The 19,488-nt window shown below is 69.4% G+C and carries 18 protein-coding genes and 1 tRNA gene; 10 read left to right on the top strand and 9 right to left on the bottom strand.

Annotated elements, in window-relative coordinates; all coding sequences use genetic code 11:
- Nucleotides 1–4: 4 nt before the first annotated feature.
- From ACZ41I_RS00170 to ACZ41I_RS00150, 5 genes are all read right to left on the bottom strand, one after another.
- Complete coding sequence (locus tag ACZ41I_RS00170; protein ID WP_468512796.1) at nucleotides 5–169, bottom strand: hypothetical protein; 165 nt, start codon at nucleotides 167–169, stop codon at nucleotides 5–7.
- Nucleotides 170–588: 419 nt separating this feature from the next.
- Entirely contained in the window at nucleotides 589–1,719 is a 1,131-nt protein-coding gene (locus tag ACZ41I_RS00165; protein ID WP_468512795.1) for a helix-turn-helix domain-containing protein, read from the bottom strand.
- A gap of 160 nt (nucleotides 1,720–1,879) precedes the next feature.
- Nucleotides 1,880–2,521, bottom strand: a complete 642-nt coding sequence (locus ACZ41I_RS00160; RefSeq protein WP_399768760.1) for an HAD family hydrolase — start codon at nucleotides 2,519–2,521, stop codon at nucleotides 1,880–1,882.
- A 457-nt stretch (nucleotides 2,522–2,978) separates the two neighbouring features.
- The gene (locus tag ACZ41I_RS00155; RefSeq protein WP_468512794.1) at nucleotides 2,979–3,506 is read right to left on the bottom strand and encodes a hypothetical protein; all 528 of its coding nucleotides are present in this window, start codon (nucleotides 3,504–3,506) and stop codon (nucleotides 2,979–2,981) included.
- 182 nt (nucleotides 3,507–3,688) lie between these two features.
- A complete protein-coding gene (locus tag ACZ41I_RS00150; protein WP_468512793.1) occupies nucleotides 3,689–5,296 on the bottom strand; it encodes a beta-N-acetylhexosaminidase in 1,608 nt (535 codons plus the stop codon).
- A 62-nt stretch (nucleotides 5,297–5,358) separates the two neighbouring features.
- Between ACZ41I_RS00150 and ACZ41I_RS00145 the strand changes: the two genes are divergently transcribed.
- Entirely contained in the window at nucleotides 5,359–6,231 is an 873-nt protein-coding gene (locus ACZ41I_RS00145; protein ID WP_363213964.1) for a DUF4429 domain-containing protein, read from the top strand.
- Nucleotides 6,232–6,249: 18 nt separating this feature from the next.
- Here the strand turns inward: ACZ41I_RS00145 and ACZ41I_RS00140 are convergent, their stop codons facing one another.
- Nucleotides 6,250–7,815, bottom strand: a complete 1,566-nt coding sequence (locus tag ACZ41I_RS00140) for a purple acid phosphatase family protein (RefSeq protein WP_468512792.1) — start codon at nucleotides 7,813–7,815, stop codon at nucleotides 6,250–6,252.
- Nucleotides 7,816–7,982: 167 nt separating this feature from the next.
- Between ACZ41I_RS00140 and ACZ41I_RS00135 the strand changes: the two genes are divergently transcribed.
- Nucleotides 7,983–8,240 carry a hypothetical protein gene (locus ACZ41I_RS00135; RefSeq protein ID WP_363214048.1) on the top strand — a complete coding sequence of 86 codons (258 nt, stop codon included), beginning with the start codon at nucleotides 7,983–7,985 and terminating at the stop codon, nucleotides 8,238–8,240.
- Between the two features lie 12 nt (nucleotides 8,241–8,252).
- Entirely contained in the window at nucleotides 8,253–10,070 is a 1,818-nt protein-coding gene (gene glmS, locus ACZ41I_RS00130; RefSeq protein WP_363213962.1) for a glutamine--fructose-6-phosphate transaminase (isomerizing), read from the top strand.
- A gap of 82 nt (nucleotides 10,071–10,152) precedes the next feature.
- On the opposite strand, the gene ACZ41I_RS00125 is transcribed toward glmS, so the two are convergent.
- The gene (locus ACZ41I_RS00125) at nucleotides 10,153–10,695 is read right to left on the bottom strand and encodes a GPR1/FUN34/YaaH family transporter (protein WP_399768751.1); all 543 of its coding nucleotides are present in this window, start codon (nucleotides 10,693–10,695) and stop codon (nucleotides 10,153–10,155) included.
- Nucleotides 10,696–10,831: 136 nt separating this feature from the next.
- Nucleotides 10,832–11,359 carry a universal stress protein gene (locus ACZ41I_RS00120; RefSeq protein ID WP_399768749.1) on the bottom strand — a complete coding sequence of 176 codons (528 nt, stop codon included), beginning with the start codon at nucleotides 11,357–11,359 and terminating at the stop codon, nucleotides 10,832–10,834.
- 314 nt (nucleotides 11,360–11,673) lie between these two features.
- On the opposite strand from ACZ41I_RS00120, the gene ACZ41I_RS00115 reads away from it, so the two are divergent.
- The 4 genes from ACZ41I_RS00115 (at nucleotide 11,674) to ACZ41I_RS00100 (ending at nucleotide 14,471) form a co-directional block, all read left to right on the top strand.
- Nucleotides 11,674–11,964, top strand: coding sequence for a hypothetical protein (locus tag ACZ41I_RS00115; protein WP_363213959.1), 291 nt, complete (start codon nucleotides 11,674–11,676; stop codon nucleotides 11,962–11,964).
- A 379-nt stretch (nucleotides 11,965–12,343) separates the two neighbouring features.
- The gene (locus ACZ41I_RS00110) at nucleotides 12,344–13,561 is read left to right on the top strand and encodes a helix-turn-helix domain-containing protein (RefSeq protein ID WP_363213958.1); all 1,218 of its coding nucleotides are present in this window, start codon (nucleotides 12,344–12,346) and stop codon (nucleotides 13,559–13,561) included.
- Between the two features lie 128 nt (nucleotides 13,562–13,689).
- Nucleotides 13,690–14,298 carry an oligoribonuclease gene (gene orn, locus ACZ41I_RS00105; RefSeq protein WP_363213957.1) on the top strand — a complete coding sequence of 203 codons (609 nt, stop codon included), beginning with the start codon at nucleotides 13,690–13,692 and terminating at the stop codon, nucleotides 14,296–14,298.
- Between the two features lie 100 nt (nucleotides 14,299–14,398).
- Nucleotides 14,399–14,471, top strand: a tRNA-His gene (locus tag ACZ41I_RS00100).
- A 303-nt stretch (nucleotides 14,472–14,774) separates the two neighbouring features.
- Here ACZ41I_RS00100 and ACZ41I_RS00095 read toward each other — a convergent pair.
- Entirely contained in the window at nucleotides 14,775–15,830 is a 1,056-nt protein-coding gene (locus ACZ41I_RS00095) for a LacI family DNA-binding transcriptional regulator (RefSeq protein ID WP_468512791.1), read from the bottom strand.
- A gap of 396 nt (nucleotides 15,831–16,226) precedes the next feature.
- Between ACZ41I_RS00095 and ACZ41I_RS00090 the strand changes: the two genes are divergently transcribed.
- From ACZ41I_RS00090 to ACZ41I_RS00080, 3 genes are read left to right on the top strand one after another with little or no spacing between them, the layout of a single operon-like run.
- On the top strand, nucleotides 16,227–17,555 hold the full coding sequence (locus ACZ41I_RS00090) for an ABC transporter substrate-binding protein (RefSeq protein WP_363213955.1): 1,329 nt from the start codon (nucleotides 16,227–16,229) through the stop codon (nucleotides 17,553–17,555).
- Entirely contained in the window at nucleotides 17,552–18,577 is a 1,026-nt protein-coding gene (locus ACZ41I_RS00085; protein WP_363213954.1) for a carbohydrate ABC transporter permease, read from the top strand. The genes ACZ41I_RS00090 and ACZ41I_RS00085 overlap by 4 nt, the downstream gene beginning before the upstream one ends.
- Nucleotides 18,574–19,458 carry a carbohydrate ABC transporter permease gene (locus tag ACZ41I_RS00080; RefSeq protein WP_399768740.1) on the top strand — a complete coding sequence of 295 codons (885 nt, stop codon included), beginning with the start codon at nucleotides 18,574–18,576 and terminating at the stop codon, nucleotides 19,456–19,458. The genes ACZ41I_RS00085 and ACZ41I_RS00080 overlap by 4 nt, the downstream gene beginning before the upstream one ends.
- Nucleotides 19,459–19,488: the final 30 nt, after the last annotated feature.

Raw genomic sequence — 19,488 nt, 5'->3', positions numbered from 1 at the left:
GCATTCACCCGCCCACCGCCTGTCCCGCCCGGCAGCGCGGGCACCCGCAGGGCGGGTACCGGGTGTCCATCACCGGCGGCAGCGGCTCGTTCCCGTATGGCACGGTGATCGCGCCCCGGGCGCGGGTGACCGTGCCATAGCGGTCCATGGTGTAGACCCGAATCGTCATACCGTTGCCTCGTGTACTGGCCCGGGGCCGGGCTGTACCTTTCATCAAGTCGACGCTCCAAGCAGCGTTGGCCATGCCCCCGGATCGGTCGCACGGTCGCGGGGGTCTCCTTGGTCGGTGCCGGTCATGCCGTGGCGGCCTTGCTGCGGCAGCCACATGTGGCGATTCGCCACACACGCGTGCTCCCACGGACCACGACCTGCCCGGCAGCGCGCAGGGTCTTGTTGACAGCCCCGCAGTGGAAGCAGGCCTCACCGTGCAACCGGACGACGCTCACGCGCCCTTCGATGACCGCGGGCGCGAGCCGAAGTGAATCAGGCACTTCTCGACTCCCATCTGTTGGCTCCTGCGCGTGCCACAGATGGTGATGGTGCGGCTACACCACAAGTACCCCTGTTGGGGGTAGCCACGGGACTGCGTCAGATGGCGGCGCACCACTCCGCGAAGTTGGTGAGCGACTCGGAGTCGGCTCGCTTCAAGCGGCGCAGTGTCGCGGCGTCCTGACGGACCCAGGGATGCTCACGCGTGTGCTGTGGTGCAATGTGACGGGCCACTTTCAGCGACTCGAACGCGTCGTCGGCGAGCCCCGACCAGAGCTGAGCACGGGCCAGTTCGATGTAGAACCCACTCCTGCGTTCGGCCGGAAGGTCCTTGGAGGGCTTCCACTCATCGGCGATTTCGAGGGCCCGGCCGACATGTGCGTCTCCGAGGCCGACGGCCACAGAAACCTCGTGGATGCGTACAGAGTCGGGCCCGAACGCGGTGCCACAGTAGACGTCTTCGCTGATGCGGTCACCGAGCTTGCGAGCTTCCGACAGGTGGCTGACTGCCATCGAAACGTCGCCGGCGCGACTGGCAATGACGGCGGCCCTCATGTGCAGCGAACCCTGAGCTGCGATCTCCGGGGCTGTGGCGGGGGCGGGCACCGCGTCCAGCGCTTGGTGGAGCGCCCGTAAGCCTGCCTGATGCGCGCGGGCGGCAAAGAATGTCTCGGTGCGCACGTAGGCCACGGCAGCAGAGAGGAGAGGATCCCTGGCTTCGGCGACGGCCCACCGCATGACATCGATGAGACGGGCAGACAGATCGCGTGCGCCGAACTTGTAGGCCACTGCATCTGCAGAGCGGCACGCCCTGACCAGGAAACCCGCCGCTTCCGCGCGTTCATGCGGTGCGGCCGTGTGGTAAGCGCGTAGGAGTTCTGTGAGCAGGTCAGGCAGTTCGCGGGCAATCTGGGTGTATTGGGCCGCGAGCCTCCGCCGTGTGGCCGCTTGAACGGCCTCCCGCAGCTCGTGCCAGGCGCGGACGGGGCCGTCTTCGGGTAGGTCGTAGGCGGCGATGACAGCGGACAGAGCGGGCAGCCCATCGTGCACGCGGGTGTACGCCGGGCCGCGGTCTGTGCGCAGACGGGCAGGATCGACACCGAGGGCGTCCGCGATCGCATCGAGCGTCGAGTCGCTCACTCCGCGCTCGCCGCGTTCGATCTTGCGGATGGTTCCGAGGGCGACGCAGGCCGCTTCGGCGAGTTGCTGCTGCGTCAGCTTCGGGCGCATGACACTGCGGTAGTAGGCGATCCGGCCGCCGACTCCACCACGGGAACGCAAAGGCATACTGGCTCCAGTTCGGTGCATCCTTTGCGAACGTACTCGCACCGGCACCCCGTGTGCGCAGAAACTGCCCCGTCACCGCGCGTGGGGGACCAGTTTGCAGATTTCAGTCACCAAGAAGCGCGGCAAGCTCGCCGAGGCTGTCGATCCGCCAGTCCGCGGCAGCAATCACATCAGCGTCGTCTGCCCACAGACGTCCCCACGGGCCGCGGCGGATGTGGGCCACGCGCAGTCCGGCCGCCTTAGCCGGGAACACGTCGTTCACCGGGTGATCTCCCACGTACACCGTGCGCTGCGGAGGAGCCTGCGCCACCTCCACCACTCGCCGGAAGAACTCCGGCTGAGGCTTGGCGACGCCCCACTCCCCCGATGTCGCGACCACGTCCGCAGGTAGATTCAGACCGCGCAGCAGCTCACCGGCCCGGACCGTCTGGTTCCCCGCGATGACCACTCGCACCCCGTGCTGCCGGAGCATGGTGAGCGCCGGTCGCACGTCCTCGTACAGGTCTGTCTCGTCCAGGGACTCACCGCGCCCTGCTGCTTCCCGCGCCCGGTACTCGGCGGCGACGTCGATGCCCGGACGGACGAGTCTCAGGGCCTCGGCATTGTCGATGCCTTGAGCCACGACGGCTCCGACGAGCGCGGACAGGGTATGACGGGGAACGCTGAGCCAGTCGGCCCAGGACGCCCAGTACCGGTCATCCCTGGTGATCGTCTCTCCGACGTCGAACACAACCGTTTCAATCACTCGTGCAGCCTACGGTTCGTGAGCGTCGGGGCCGGTGTTGCCTGGGCGAATGGGGGCTTGATGCCCCGCGCATGGTGAGGCGGGCGCAGGCGAGGGCCGATCCGCAGCCGTGGTGGATGCCGCGGCGCGTACCGACCGTGGTGTCGGCCGATGTCGACGCCGCTTCCGGAGGCGCGGTGATCTGGATGCTCTGGCGTCCGCAGTCATGGCGGCGGCGTGAGCACACCGAGCTACTGAAGTGGTACGACGAGCAGTGGCATACGTGGGAGGCGGCAGCGGCGACGGAGGTGACGACGACGGTTGCTGAAGGCCGTCGACGACCTCCAGAAATAGTGGTTCACCGCCAGACAGATGCCCGTGTGACGCCGAGAGCCAGGACGGGTGCGGCGGACAGGACGGCGAGCCGTGCCCAATGGCAGGCGTTGGACCCCTTGAGACACAGGCCACAGGCGAGGCGTCAGCCCACCCACCCTCGCAACAGCCCCTCCCGCTCCGCTTTCCGAGGCGACCCGCCTTCCCGCGCGCGGCCCCACTCCGACATGGCCGCCAGCGTCGTCGCCATTGTCGCGGCTCCCTCCGTGAGGCGGGACAGGAGAGCGCGGGAGAGGTCGACCTCCGTCTGGGAGTAACCGACCGCCGCGGCGGCGTACGCCGACAACTCGTGCTCACCGTCGGTCGATTCCACGCACACCCTCATCATCGGCGGGTCCTCGCCCGTCAGGCCGACACCCCCGGACAGGGCCACGTCCAGCACCATGCCCAGGGCCAGGTCCTTGACCGCGCCGGCCTGCAGCTTCAGGGACTTCACGGGGACGTCCGTCACCGTCAGGGCGCGCACGTCCTCCCACAGGTGCAGGCCGGACTGTCTGTCGCCGAGGGCCACCACGCCCTCGGGGGTCAGACGTACCCCGGGAGCCAGACCGGACGGCTTCGCGCCCAGGTACACGTCGCTCCCGACGATGCAGAACAGCCCCACCATGGCCATGGTTTGCTCCCCCGACGACGGCACCACCGCCGTGTGACACATCAGAGATCAGTTCGCCCTCGCAACGTGCCAACGGGCCGTGGAGTTCCCGCCTCGCCGTCTCGACTCCATACCCAAGGACACCCAGGCAGACGGACGGGCACCCCGGAGTACGGTCCTCCGGGGTGCCCGTCCGTATGTGGTCAGCTCGTGGGCCAGGGGACCTGGGGTGACTTGTAGTAGGTGATGCCCAGGGCGTCCCAGCGTGGGGCCTGGGCAGCCAGGCGTACCTTGTACGTGTCCCAGTCGTGCGTCGCCGCCGGGGACCAGCCCAGTTCGGCGGCGCCGGGCAGGCGGGGGAACGCCATGTACTCGATGTCGGGGGACTTCTTCAGGGTCTCCGACCACAGGGGCGCCTCCACCCCCCGGACGGCGGAAGCCGGGGCGCCCGGGAGGTAGGTGCCCGGGTTCCAGTCGTACGACCGCTTGACCTCGACCAGGCCTGCCCAGTCGAGGCCCAGCTTGGTGTCCTTGGTGTACTTCATGTCGAGGTAGATCCGGTCCGCCGGGGAGAGGATCAGGCCGGTGCCGTTCCGGGCGGCGTTGGCGACCTGGTCCTTCTCCGCCGCGCTGGTGCTGTCCAGGCCCCAGTACTGGGCGAGGGCGCCCTGGGCCGGGTGCGCGCCGGTGAGCTGGTGCCAGCCGATGACCGTCTTTCCGTACTTGGCGACGATCGGCTGCACCCGGTCCATGAACGTCACATAGTCGGCGTGGCTGGTGGAGTGCGCCTCGTCGCCGCCGATGTGGAGGTAGCGGCCGGGGGTGAGGGCGGCCAGCTCCCGGATCACGTCGTCCGCGAAGTCGTAGGTGACCTGCTCGGGCACGCACAGCGAGCTGAAGCCGACCTTCGTACCGGTGTACAGCGGGGGTGCGATGCCGTCGCAGTTGAGTTCGGCGTAGGAGGCGAGGGCCGCGTTGGTGTGGCCGGGCATGTCGATTTCGGGGACGACCTCCAGGTAGCGGGAGGCCGCATACCGGATGATCTCCTGGTACTGCGCCTTGGTGTAGTAGCCGCCCGGGCCGCCGCCGACCTCCGTGGAGCCGCCGTAGGTGGCCAGGCGCGGCCAGGAGTCGAGGGCGATGCGCCAGCCCTGGTCGTCACTGAGGTGCAGATGCAGCTCGTTGATCTTGTAGAGGGCCAACTGGTCGATGTACCGCTTGACCTGGTCGACGGTGAGGAAGTGCCGGGATACGTCCAGCATGGCGCCACGGTAGGAGTAGCGGGGGTGGTCCTCCATGGTGCCGCCGGCGATCTGCCAGGGGCCCGCCTGCACCGTTTTCTTCTCGACGGCCGGCGGGAGGAGCTGACGCAGGGTCTGCACGCCGTGGAAGAGGCCTGCGGGGGCGCTCGCGGTGATGGTGACGCCGCTCGCGTCGCTGTGCAGCCGGTAGCCCTCGGCGCCGAAGTCGCCCGGTGCGAGGTGGAGTCGGATGCCGCCGCCGTGGTCGGTGAGCGGCAGCGGATAGCCGGTGGAGGGCCGCAGGATGCCGGTGAGGTACGCGCCGATCCGGCGGACCTCGGCCGAGTCGTCGACCCGGACGCCGGTCGCCCGCGTGATGCGGTACGGCGTCTTGCCCGGCGTGACGGAGGCGGGTGCCGGGATCACCCGGTCCAGCGGGGTGGGGACGGCCGCTGTCGCCGTGGGTGCCGCGGGTGCGGCGCCGAGCGTGAACACACCGGCCGCGGCCACCAGCAGCAGTGATCCGAGCATGCGGGTGGTTCGGGGAGTCGTGCTGTGTGTGCGTCTCACATGCGCTCCCTTCAGTTGTGGTCGAGACCACTCTCCCGCAGATCCGGTGAAACAATCCCTCCATGGCGGAAATCATCCAGAAGGACGGCACCTGGACCTTCGACGGCGATGCCCTGCGGCTCACCCCGGGCCGGGACAAGAACGTGAGCCTGCTCCGCCGTGAGCTGGGCGAACTCGTCGTGCCGCTGGGGGCGTTGGCCGGTGTCTCCTTCGAGCAGGGGCGGAAGTCGGGGCGGCTGCGGCTGCGGCTGCGGGACGGGGCCGATCCGCTGACGCAGGCCACCGGCGGCCGGCTCGGCGAGCCGCACGACCCCTACCAGCTGACCGTGGAGTCCGACCGGTACGGCGTCGCCGAGTACTTCGCCGAGGAGGTGCGCAACGCCCTGCTGCTGGACCGCGTTTCACCGGACCCGGTCGGCGAGTACCTGCTGCCGGGCCCGCCCCTGCCGGTGTCCGCCTCGGCCGGGGACGGCACGGCGAGCTTCGACGGGGAGCGGGTGCGGCTGGAGTGGAACTGGAAGACCGAGAACGCCAAGGCGAACGTCGGCACCCGGACCATCCCGCTCGCGGATGTCCTCGGCGTGGAGTGGCAGCCGGCGGCCGGTCTGGAGAACGGGCACCTGCGCTTCCGGGTGCGCGGTGCCCCGGTGACGGCGACGGCCAAGTACGACCCGAACGCGGTCGAGCTGTGGGGCTTCAAGAAGGACCCGCTGATGGCCCTGGTGGCCGCCGCCGTACAGGCCCGGCTGCCACATCCGGCCGCGGCGGGGCAGGAGACGCCGAAGGATCCGCCGGTGCTCGACAGGGCGCCCGCCGGGAGCGACCACGACGCCCTGCTGCGCCGCCTGCGCGAGCTGGGCGAACTGCACCGCGACGGGGTCCTGACCGAGGAGGAGTTCACCCTGGCCAAGCAGGCGGTCCTCAAGCGCATGTGAGGACCGCCCGCCGGACTGTCACTTCGCCGTGCGGGACACCGTGAAGTGGTCGATGCGGTCGCCGGTCTCGGCGATGCCCGACACCGTCAGGGTGGTCTGGCGGCCCTTCGGCGCGGGGGTGACGTCCACGCGCAGGAAGGAGTAGTTGAGGTAGCGGACCCGGGACCAGGTGACCGTCTCGTTGACCTTGCCGTCCTTGGTGTTGATGAAGGAGGCGACCGAGTCCACCTCGTGCTCGTGGCCCTCGTAGGAGTCCGGGGCGGAGAAGGCGTACAGGCTGCGGCCCGCCGCGCCCGCCGTGACGTAGACCACGCCCTCGGTCTCGGGGTAGGCGGTACCGCCGATCGGGAGCTTCTTGGTGACCTTGTTGTCCTTGATCACGTCGGTGCGCTCGTACTGGTGGTTGTGGCCGTTGATGACCAGGTCCACCTGGTACTTCTCGAACAGCGGCACCCACTCCTGGCGCACGCCCCCCTCCGAGGCGTGCGCCGTGGACGTGCAGTACGCGCAGTGGTGGAAGAACACGACGATGAAGTCGACGTCGTCACAGGCCCGGTACTTCTTCAGCTGGGCCTCGAACCAGGTGGTCTGGGTTCCGCCGGATATGCCCAGGTTCGCCGGGATCTCGAAGGAGACGTCGTTCGGGTCCAGCGAGATGACCGCGGTGTTGCCGTGGACGAAGGAGTAGACACCCGGCAGGTTCCTGGCGTCGGGGCCGTTGTCCGGGAGTGTCCAGCGGGCCTCCTCACCGCCGTAGCCGTTGGGTGAGTACCAGGCCTCCATGTCGTGGTTGCCGTAAGAGACCATCCACGGGATCTGCTTGGCGACCGACTCGGTCTGGTACAGGAACTGGTCCCAGGTGCGGGAGTCGAAGCCGGTGTCGGTGGTCTTGCCCTGGCCGGCCGGGTCGCCGTACGCGATGTCGCCGGCGTGCAGGTGGAAGGCCGGGTTCTGGCCGAGGATCAGGCTGTCGTTGGCCAGGGCGTGGTAGCTGACGCCCTGGTCGCCGAAGGCGGTGAAGGTGAACGGCGCCTTGCGGGCGGGGGCGGTGGTGAAGGTGCCCAGGGTGCCCAGCAGGTGCCGCTCGGCCGGGTCGAAGCCCTCGTGACCCACACCGTAGTAGTAGGTCCTGCCCGGGCGCAGGTGGGTGAGCCGGGCGTGCAGGTAGTACTGCGTGTGGTCGCCGCTCGCGCCGACGCCGGCCGGTGTGTAAAGGCTGCGGACCTCGGCCTCGATCTTGCGGGAGAGGTCCCAGGGGTGGGCGCCGATGCGGATGAACGGCTTCTTCACGGCGACCGGGACCTGCCAGGAGACGGTCATCTCCGTGCGGGGGTCGTTGCCGTAGGCGAGGTGGCGGCCGAAGGGGGCGACGAGGGCGCCGTCGACCGTCTCGGCGGCGGGGGCGGCCTGCTGGGTCGGCACGGCCGCCCGGGCGGTGGCGCCCGGGACGAACGCGCCACCCGCGACGGCGCCCAGGGTGACGGCGCCGCCTCTGATCAGGTTGCGCCGCGAGAATCTGGCGCGCAGGTACTCGTGCTGTTCGGCCATGCTCATGCGCTCGGCCAGCTTCTCGGGTACTCCCATACGAGGAATGTCCATGGCGTCCGAAACTCGTGGGCCTGGGCAACGAGATGCAAGACACAGAGTGGACAGCTTGCGAACAGAGATCCAACAGCACTCACGGCGGACGTCTGCCCGAAATCGGGCACGCTCCTTGCGAAACCGTGGCCCCGTACCTCAGGATCTACCGGGTGCACGACGAACTCGTTGATCATCTGACGCGGTCCACGCCCCTTGCCCGGGGCGAGGCGCTGCGTGTGATCCAGGACGTGCTCGCCTATTTCGACGAGTCGACGGAGGGCTACGTCCGTCGCCGTCACCGTGAACTGCAGGCCCAGGGCCTGGTCAACGCGGAGATCTTCGAACAGATCTCGGCGGACCTCAAGTACCGAGCGGTGGCACCGCCCGAGCTGACGCTCAGGCAGCTGCGCCGCATCGTCTACGGCTAGGAATACCTATACATGTGCGGAATTGTCGGATACATCGGGAAGCGTGACGTGGCCCCGCTGCTGCTCGAAGGGCTGCAGCGGCTGGAATACCGCGGCTACGACTCGGCGGGCATCGTCGTCACCTCCCCGAAGGCGCCCGGCCTGAAGATGGTCAAGGCCAAGGGCCGGGTGCGCGACCTGGAGGCCAAGGTCCCGGCGCGCTTCAAGGGCACCACCGGCATCGCCCACACCCGCTGGGCCACCCACGGCGCCCCCTCCGACGTCAACGCCCACCCGCACATGTCGGCCGACAACAAGGTCGCCGTCGTCCACAACGGCATCATCGACAACGCCGCCGACCTGCGCCGCAAGCTGGAGGCGGACGGCGTCGAGTTCCTCTCCGAGACCGACACCGAGGTGCTCACCCACCTCATCGCCCGCGCCACGGCCGAGAAGCTGGAGGACAAGGTCCGCCAGGCGGTCCGGGTGATCGAGGGCACCTACGGCATCGCGGTGCTGCACGCCGACTTCCCCGACCGGATCGTGGTGGCCCGCAACGGCTCCCCGGTCGTCCTCGGCATCGGCGAGAAGGAGATGTTCGTCGCCTCCGACATCGCCGCCCTGGTCACCCACACCCGGCAGATAGTGACCCTCGACGACGGCGAGATGGCCACGCTCAAGGCCGACGACTTCCGCACCTACACCACCGAGGGCACGCGCACCACCGCCGAGCCCACCACGGTGGAGTGGGAGGCCGAGTCGTACGACATGGGCGGCCACGACACCTACATGCACAAGGAGATCTTCGAGCAGGCCGACGCCGTGGACCGCGTGCTGCGCGGCCGCATCGACGACCGCTTCTCCACCGTGCACCTCGGCGGCCTCAACCTGGACGCCCGCGAGGCCCGGCAGATCCGCCGCGTGAAGATCCTCGGCTGCGGCACCTCGTACCACGCGGGCATGATCGGCGCCCAGATGATAGAGGAGCTGGCCCGTATCCCGGCGGACGCCGAGCCGGCGTCGGAGTTCCGCTACCGCAACGCGGTCGTGGACCCCGACACCCTGTACGTCGCCGTCTCCCAGTCCGGTGAGACGTACGACGTCCTCGCCGCCGTCCAGGAGCTGAAGCGCAAGGGCGCCAAGGTCTTCGGCGTCGTCAACGTCGTCGGCTCGGCGATCGCCCGCGAGGCGGACGCCGGGATCTACGTGCACGCGGGCCCCGAGGTGTGCGTGGTCTCGACGAAGTGCTTCACGAACATGACGGTGGCCTTCGCCCTGCTCGCCCTGCACCTGGGCCGCACCCGTGATCTCTCGGTCCGCGACGGCAAGCGGATCATCCAGGGCCTGCGCAAGCTGCCCGAGCAGATCACCGAGATCCTCAAGCAGGAGGAGCAGATCAAGGAGCTGGCCGAGCTGTACGCCGACGCCCGCTCGATGCTCTTCATCGGCCGTGTCCGGGGCTACCCGGTGGCCCGTGAGGCCTCCCTGAAGCTCAAGGAGGTCTCCTACATCCACGCCGAGGCCTACCCCGCCTCCGAGCTGAAGCACGGCCCGCTGGCCCTGATCGAGCCGGCTCTGCCGACGGTGGCGATCGTCCCCGACGACGACCTGCTGGAGAAGAACCGCGCGGCCCTGGAGGAGATCAAGGCCCGCAGCGGCAAGATCCTCGCGGTGGCCCACCAGCACCAGGACAAGGCCGACCAGACGATCGTCGTCCCCAAGAACGAGGACGAGCTCGACCCGATCCTGATGGGCATCCCGCTCCAGCTGCTGGCGTACCACACGGCGAAGGCGCTGGGCCGGGACATCGACAAGCCGAGGAACCTGGCGAAGTCGGTGACGGTGGAGTAATTCCGCGACAACAGATCCGCGACAACGGAAAGGACCCCCGCGTGGCCACCTTCACGCGGGGGTCCTTCCGTGCTGCTGCTCATCAGCCGGCGGCCGTCACCCCCCGGCCCGCAGCACGCCCGGGAAGCGCCGTCGGCCAGTGCGCCAGCGCGGCCGTGGCGGCGTACCACGCCACCGCACCGGAGACGGCGGCCACCCAGCCCCCGACCTTGGCCAGGGAAGAGCTGTCGGCGAAGGCCGCGACGGCCAGCACCAGCATCGCCAGGAACAGCAGCCCGTGCATGAGCTGACCCAGGCCGTCCCCGCCCGCGAGGGTCAACGTGAGCGCCACGAGGGCGAACAGGAGCAGGAAGAGCCCGGCCGCGTCGGCGGAGGAGTGACCGCCGGCCGCCCAGGTGAACCACAGCGCGCCGAGGGCCACGAAGCCCGTTCCGGAAACGCCGTCGCCGCCGCGGAAGGCCAGCAGGCCGACCAGGAACAGAGCAACTCCGCCCACGTAATGGGCGACTGACACGGCGTCGGACGCGGCCACGCCGTGGATCACGCCTGTCGTACCGAGGCCGAACGCCAACAGGGTTATTCCCAGGGCGAGTCGGCCGACCACCGTAGTACTTCCGTTGTCCACGGCGGGCTCCCTTCATGTCGTGCAGTTGCGCGGTGACCGATATATGCCCTTCACAAGGGCACAAACCACCTCTACGCGCGAGTAGTTTCGCGCTGTACAAAGGGAGTCGCCGTACTGCTCCGGGGAGTTGGGAGCGTCAGGGAATGACGATCACGGGCCGCCGGGCCCGCTTGGCGAGCCGCCCCGCGACGGAGCCGAAGATCCGGCCGACGATGCCGTGCGTGGAGCCGACGACGATCGCGTCCGCCTCGTACTCCTTGCCGACCTCCTCCAGCTCGTGGCAGATGTCACCGCCGCGCTCCACGAGGATCCACGGCACCTCGGCCAGGTAGTCCGCGCACGCCAGTTCCAGACCGAGGACCTCGGTGCGGTGGTCCGGCACGTCGACGAAGACGGGCGGCTCGCAGCCGGCCCACACGGTGGTCGGCAGCCGGTTGGCGACATGGACGATGATCAGGCCGGAGTGGGAGCGGTGGGCCATGCCGATGGCGTAGGCGAGGGCTCGCTCACTGGAGGTCGAGCCGTCGAAGCCGACGACGACTCCGTGCCGGAAGGCGGGATCGCAGGAAGGGCGTGACGCTTCCGCCGCCAGGGGATCGGCCGCCGTGGGGTCGGCGACCGGCCGCTTGCGGTCCGCGGGTTCGAAGAATTCGTGACCGGCCATGGCTGTCTCGGCGTTGTGATCCTTTATGGGTGGGACGACAGTGTGCGGCGGAGCTGTGTCCGGGAAACATCTTCCCAACCCCATACCCCCAAGGGTACGGCGGCACGCCTCCTGAGCCCAGATCCCGCGCACGCTCCGTAAGCGGTCCCCGACATCCGTAGGGGTTCACCGGAGCATGCACGAGCCGCGCCCGTAACGCAATGGTTGCTGCCCCGTACAGGCGGTTTGCTCAGGATTCACAGACGTACGGGCGGTGACCGACCGCTCGAACAGACGTTGAACCGGGTGAGCCACCGCCACAGGGAGTACGAGAGATGCCCCGTCCCCGATCCACCTCCGATCCGCACCCCGCGCCGGACACCGTGAGTGATGTGATCCGCTGGGCCGCCTTCAGCTGCGTCCTCGTCCCCGTCGTCCTGGTCTGGTACGGCACCTCGCTGGCCGGCGCGGCGGGCGCGGCGCTGGGTCTGGCAGCCGTCACGGCCGTGTGCCGGATCCTGCTGCGCCGGTCGGAGCGGTGCGCCGAGCGGAACGCGCGCGGCCGCAGGCGTTGCCCGAAGCAAAGAGGCGGACGTCACACCCGCAGACGGACACCGGTCGACTGACCTGTTTCCGTACCCCCGAACGTATCTTTTCAGCCAACTTCTGAATGTCGCCCCACAGGCCCTCCAACCACCCTCCAACCCCCGTTCGACCTGCACGGAAAGGGTCTACGGGCAGTTGCGCACCCTACGCGGTTTGGCCACTGCGACAAGGCGCACTTCCCTCCACGCTCCGCGAGTGCAACGCTTCGTGATCGAATGCTTCACGCCAAGTTGTCATGTCGACAATCTGGGGCGTGTGGAACTGGTCACCGTGAGACCGCGGGAGCCAGTAGATTCGATCTTGACTGTCTTTACGGCGGGGGACTCGTGCAGGACCGAGGGGAAACGTGCAGGAGCGACACAACCGAGGAGCCGCGACCACCGAGGGGGGCTTAGCAGTATGAGCCACGACTCCACTGCCGCGCCGGAAGCCGCGGCCCGGAAGCTTTCCGGGCGCCGCCGCAAGGAGATCGTCGCGGTGCTGCTGTTCAGCGGCGGCCCCATCTTCGAGAGTTCCATTCCGCTGTCGGTGTTCGGAATCGACCGCCAGGACGCCGGCGTCCCGCGCTACCGACTGCTGGTGTGCGCCGGAGAGGAAGGTCCGCTGCGGACCACAGGGGGCCTGGAACTCACCGCACCGCATGGACTGGAGGCGATATCGCGCGCCGGGACGGTCGTCGTACCGGCCTGGCGTTCGATCACCGCGCCGCCACCGGAAGAAGCGCTCGACGCACTGCGCCGGGCGCATGAGGAGGGTGCCCGGATCGTCGGGCTGTGCACGGGCGCGTTCGTGCTCGCGGCAGCCGGACTGCTGGACGGCCGCCCGGCGACCACTCACTGGATGTACGCGCCGACGCTGGCCAAGCGCTATCCGTCGGTGCACGTCGATCCACGTGAGCTGTTCGTCGACGACGGCGATGTGCTCACGTCGGCGGGTACGGCGGCCGGAATCGATCTCTGTCTCCACATCGTGCGGTCGGACCACGGCAACGAGGCGGCCGGCGCGCTCGCCCGGCGCCTGGTCGTGCCACCGCGCCGCAGCGGCGGTCAGGAGCGCTATCTGGACAGGTCTTTACCAGAGGAGATCGGCGCCGACCCGCTGGCCGAGGTCGTCGCCTGGGCGCTGGAACACCTCCACGAGCAGTTCGACGTGGAGACCCTGGCGGCACGCGCCTATATGAGCCGCCGTACGTTCGACCGCCGGTTCCGTTCGCTGACGGGCAGCGCGCCGCTGCAATGGCTGATCACGCAGCGTGTGCTCCAGGCCCAACGGCTGCTGGAGACGTCGGACTACTCCGTGGACGAGGTGGCGGGCCGGTGCGGCTTCCGCTCCCCCGTCGCGCTGCGCGGGCACTTCCGCCGCCAGCTCGGCTCGTCCCCCGCCGCCTACCGGGCCGCCTACCGGGCCCGCAGGCCGCAGGGCGACAGGCAGGCCGACACGGAGCCGCCGGTGCACGCCGCCGGCCAGCCGGGCGCGGCCATGGGTCTGACGGGCCCCGGCCCGATGGGCCACGCACCCGTGCTGCACCCGGACCGCGACAGCGGCGTACCGATGCAGAGCCGCCGCACAGCGGCGGGGGCGGTGGGGCTGCTGCCGGGGCCGCGGAGCGGTAGCTGAGAGAAGGGGGGCGAGCAGGCACTCGCCCCCCTTTTCTTTTGCGCAGCCCCGTTTCCGGCGCGGCCCCCAGCATGCTCAGCGCCAGCACAGGGCGTCACAAAAGCCCAGGCCCGCTTTAGGGTGGTCGCATGAACGATCGCATGGTGTGGATCGACTGCGAGATGACCGGCCTCTCGCTGTCCGAAGACGCTCTCATCGAGGTGGCCGCCCTCGTCACCGACTCCGAGCTGAACGTACTCGGCGAGGGGGTGGACATCGTCATCCGCCCGCCGGAGCAGGCGCTGGAGACGATGCCGGAGGTGGTGCGTCAGATGCACACCGCGTCCGGGCTGCTCGCCGAACTGGAGAACGGTACGACCCTCCAGGACGCCGAGCAGCAGGTCCTCGCGTATGTGAAGGAATACGTGAAGGAGCCCGGCAAGGCCCCCCTGTGCGGCAACTCCGTCGGCACGGACCGCGGCTTCCTGGAGCGGGACATGGCGGCCCTGGAGAGCTACCTCCACTACCGGATCGTGGACGTCTCCAGCATCAAGGAGCTGGCCCGCCGCTGGTACCCGAGGGCGTACTTCAACAGCCCGGAGAAGAACGGCAACCACCGGGCCCTCGCCGACATCCGCGAGTCGATCGCCGAGCTGCGCTACTACCGCGAGGCCATCTTCGTCCCGCAGCCCGGCCCCGACTCCGACACCGCGAAGGCGATCGCCGCCAAACACGTCCTGCCGGCGCAGCACAGCTGAGAAGAGGGGCTCGCGAAAACGTGTGCGCGAGCACCCCTTCGGACCCTGTAGACTTCTTCTCGGCCGGTCGGGGAAACGACAAGTTCCACCGCCGGTCGTGGTGGGTGTAGCTCAGCTGGTAGAGCACCTGGTTGTGGTCCAGGATGTCGCGGGTTCGAGTCCCGTCACTCACCCTCACCGATCAGCCGGTGACTCCGTCGCGAGACGGGTCACCGGCTGATTCTTTTGTGCCGTACTGGCCGTGGCAGGCACCGCCCGGGTGAACAGCGAGCCGAGGACGGCCACGCCCACCGAGCCGCCGAGGGTGCGGAACGGATTCGTCGCCGCCGTGGCCGCCCCCGTGTCCCGCAGCTCCACGCTGTTCTGCGAGCGCCCGTGCCGGGCATGCGGGCGCCGTCACCGGCCCCGTGCCGGGCCCCGGCCCAGGTGCGCCGCCAACCACGACGACGAGCAGCGGCCCCGACCCCCGCGCGGCCCTACGACGACGCCCGTGTCACCAGCTCCGTGGGCAGCACCGCGTGCTGCCGCTCCAGTCCCCGGGACAGGGGCGGGCGGCGGTCGGCGACTTCCGTGAGGAGCAGGTCGATCATCGCGCGGCCCATCTCCTCGATGGGCTGGCGCACGCTGGTGAGCGGCGGATCCATGTGGCGGGCGATGGCGGAGTCGTCGTAGCCGACCAGCGCCACGTCGTCCGGGATACGGCGGCCCGCCTCACGCAGCACCTGCCGGGCGCCGGCCGCCATCACGTCCGAGCCGGCGAAGACCGCGTCCAGGTCCGGGCGCCGCTCCAGCAGCACGGTCATCGCCCGGCGACCGCCCTCCTCCGTGAAGTCCCCCGGCACGACGAGGAGTTCGTCCGGCTCGCGGCCCGCGTCACGCAGGGCGTCGCGGTAGCCGTCGAGGCGGCGCTGGGCGCCGTAGACGTCGAGGCGGCCGGTGATGTGGGCGATGCGGGTGCGCCCCCGGGACAGCAGGTGCTCCACCGCCGAGCGGGCGCCGCCGTAGTTGTCCGAGTCCACCGAGGTGAGCGTCTCGCCGGCCGAGCGGGGGCCGCTGATCACGGCCGGGATCTCCAGCTGGGCCAGCAGGTCGGGCAGGGGGTCGTCGGCGTGGACCGAGACGAGCAGGACGCCGTCCACCCGGTGGGCCGCCAGGTACTGCGCGAGGCGCTGCCGCTCCCGGTCACTGCCCGCGAAGATCAGCAGCAATTGCATTTCGGTGTCGGAGAGCTGGGAGCCGACACCGCGCAGCATGTCCGAGAAGTACGGCTCCGCGAAGAACCGGGTCTCGGGTTCGGGGACCACGAGGGCGATGGCGTCGGTGCGGTTGGCCGCGAGGGCGCGGGCCGCCGTGTTGGGGACGTAGCCGAGCTCGGCCACGGCCGCCTCGACCGCGGCACGGGTGGCGTCGCTGACCCGGGGCGAGCCGTTGATCACCCGCGAGACCGTGCCCCGGCCGACCCCGGCCCGGGCGGCGACCTCCTCGAGCGTGGGCCGGCCCCCGCCGCGGCCCCGCGCTCCGTGGCTTGCCATGGGCTCCGCCTCTCTCGACCGACTCCTGGTGCTGGCTGGAATGTAACAGCACCGTTCGCTGCCGTTGCCGTCCCAGGGGCTGCGCCCCCGGGCCCCCGTTCCCTGCCTCCGGCCGACCGCCGGACGGGCCGGCCGAGCGGCGACCGGCGCCCGGAGACACCGGAGGACACCGGCCCCCTTAACGGGCCGATAACTGAACGCGCTTGCCGATGTCCGCTCCCTTGACACCCCGCGCCGAACCGGCGACTCTTCAACACATCACTGGTGGGAGCGCTCCCACAGTACCTGACACCTACACAACCCGCACGTTCCCCGCCCGAGCCGCAGCGCGTACGAACGGGCCCGATTCCATGCAGTCGGCCGGGGGGTCGGCACGTCAGGCAACAGGAGGACGCAATGCGCACGAGCATCCGCCGGTCCCAGCGGCTGATGGCCCTCGCGGCCGTGGCCGCGCTGACCACGGGGCTGCTGGCCGGCTGTGCCAAGGACGCGGACGACGGCTCGTCCAACGACTCGGACGGCGGCGGAAACGGCAAGGGCAAGATCACGCTGACCATCGGCACCTTCGGTGTCTTCGGCTACAAGCAGGCCGGCCTCTACGACGAGTACATGAAGCAGCATCCGGACATCAACATCAAGGAGAACGTCACCACCCGTACCGACGTGTACTGGCCGAAGGTGCTCACCCGCCTCCAGGCCGGCTCCGGAACGGACGACATCGAGGCCATCGAGATCGGCAACATCACCGAGGCCGTGCAGACCCAGGCGGACAAGTTCCTCGACCTCGGCAAGGAGGTCGACAAGTCGCAGTGGCTGGACTGGAAGAACGCCCAGGCCACCACCAAGGACGGCAAGCTCATCGGGCTCGGGACCGACACCGGGCCGATGGCCATCTGCTACCGCAAGGACCTCTTCCAGCAGGCCGGGCTGCCGACCGACCGGACCAAGCTCGCCCGGATGTGGAAGGGCGACTGGAGCAAGTACGTCGACGTCGGCAAGCAGTACATGAAGAAGGCCCCCAAGGGCACCAAGTTCGTGGACTCCGCCGCCTCCGTCTACATGGCGGCGGTGGGCGGCGCGAGCGAGCGGTACTACGACAAGGACGGCAACGTCGTCTGGGACAGGTCCGAGGGCGTGAAGAAGGCCTGGGACGCCGCCATGACCGCCGCCACCAGCGACATGTCGGCGAAGCTCAAGCAGTTCGACCCGACCTGGGACCAGGGATTCGCCAACGGCACCTTCGCGTCCGTCGCCTGCCCGGCCTGGATGATCGGCTACATCGAGCAGAAGTCCGGTGACTCCGGCAAGGGCAAGTGGGACGTGGCGGCGGCGCCGGCGGCGTCGAACTGGGGCGGCTCCTTCCTCGGCGTACCGACCGCGACCAGGCACCAGAAGGAGGCCGTCGCGCTGGCGAAGTGGCTGACCGCGCCCGAGCAGCAGGCGAAGGTCTTCGCCAAGCAGGCCAGCTTCCCGTCGACCCCCTCGGTGTACCCGACCCTGAAGCCGCAGGCCGACACCACGGCGTACTTCTCGGGCGCCCCGATCACCCAGATCTTCTCCGACTCGGCGAAGACCATCCCGGCACAGCCCCTCGGCGCCAAGGACAAGCCGATCGACAACGCGATCAGCGACATCGGCATCCTCCAGGTCGAGCAGAAGGGCAAGTCGCCCGCGCAGGGCTGGGACGCCGCGGCCAAGGAGATCAAGGACGTGCTCGGCCAGTGACCAGCCCCGAGCAGGCCCTCGCGCACTCCGCGACGAGCGCCGACGCCGCGCCCGGCACCCCGCCGGGCGCGGCCCGGGACGCTCACGGTCGCGGTACGCCGGCGGGCGCCGACTCCTGGCGCAGCCGGCTGTACCGCTGGGACATGAAGGCGTCGCCGTACGCGTTCGTGTCCCCGTTCTTCGTCCTGTTCGCGGCGTTCACCCTGGTCCCGCTGCTCTACACGGCCTGGTACTCGCTGCACCACGTGCAGCTGTCCGCGCTGGACCACCAGACCTGGGCGGGCCTGGACAACTACCAGAACCTGTGGTCCTCGGACTTCTTCTGGAACGCCCTGAAGAACACCCTGACCATCGGGGTCATCTCCACCGTGCCGCAGCTGCTGGCCGCGATCGGGCTGGCCCATCTGCTGAACTACAGGCTGCGCGGCTCGACCGTCTGGCGCGTGGTGATGCTGACCCCGTACGCCACCTCGGTGGCCGCGGCGACCCTGGTGTTCACGCTGCTGTACTCGTGGGACGGCGGCATGGTCAACTGGATCCTGCACTTCTTCGGGGCGGACCCGGTCAACTGGCGCGAGTCCGACTGGGGTTCGCAGTTCGCGGTCTCGTCGATCGTGATCTGGCGGTGGACCGGCTACAACGCGCTGATCTATCTGGCGGCCATGCAGGCGATCCCGACCGACCTGTACGAATCGGCGGCGATCGACGGCGCCAACCGCTGGCAGCAGTTCCGGCATGTGACGATCCCGCAGCTGCGCCCGACCATCCTCTTCACGGTCGTGGTCTCCACCATCGGCGCGACCCAGCTCTTCGGTGAGCCGCTGCTGTTCGGCGGCGTCAGCGGGTCCAAGGGCGGCTCGGAGCACCAGTTCCAGACGCTCGGCCTGTACATGTACGACCAGGGCTGGATCATCGGCAACCTCGGCAAGGCGTCCGCGATCGCCTGGTCGATGTTCCTGATCCTGCTGCTCGTCGCCGCGGTCAATCTGCTGCTCACCCGACGGCTGAGGAAGTCCCAATGACCACCAGTGAACTGACGCTGCCCCGGAAGGCGCCCCGCCGCCCGGGCCGAATGGGCGCGGGCAAGCAGCTGCACGCGGGTCCGGTGACGTACGTCGTGCTCACCGTCTTCGCGCTGGTCTCCCTGGCCCCGCTGGTGTGGACGGCCATCGCGGCCTCCCGCACCGACCGGAGGCTGGCCGAGACCCCGCCGCCGCTGTGGTTCGGCGGCAACCTGTTCAAGAACCTGCAGAGCGCCTGGGACCAGGCGGGGCTCGGTACCGCGATGTTCAACTCGGTGATCGTGGCGGGCACGATCACGGTGAGCACGGTGCTGTTCTCCACGCTGGCCGGCTTCGCCTTCGCCAAGCTGCGGTTCCGTTTCTCCGGCCTGCTGCTCCTGCTGACCATCGGCACGATGATGATCCCGCCGCAGCTGGCCGTCGTACCGCTGTACTTGTGGATGTCGGACCTCGGCTGGTCCAACCAGCTGCAGACGGTGATCCTGCCGAGCCTGGTGACCGCGTTCGGTACGTTCTTCATGCGGCAGTACCTGGTGCAGGCGCTGCCGACGGAGCTGATCGAGGCGGCCCGGGTGGACGGCGCGAGCAGCATCCGGATCGTCTGGCACGTGGTCTTCCCGGCGGCGCGTCCGGCCATGGCCGTACTCGGCCTGCTGACGTTCGTGTTCGCCTGGAACGACTTCCTGTGGCCGATCATCGCCCTGAACCAGCAGAACCCGACCGTGCAGGTGGCCCTGAACTCGCTCGGCACCGGCTATGTCCCGGACCAGGCGGTGATCATGGCGGGCGCGCTGCTGGGCACGCTGCCGCTGCTGATCGCGTTCGTCCTGTTCGGCAAGCAGATCGTGGGCGGGATCATGCAGGGCGCGATCAAGGGCTGAGAACCCCTCCCAGGGGCCGGGCCACCACCA

Source organism: Streptomyces sp. NPDC030799, assembly GCF_055572255.1.
The sequence above is the reverse complement of the archived record's forward strand: the minus strand, read 5'-3'. Positions and strand labels throughout refer to the sequence as shown.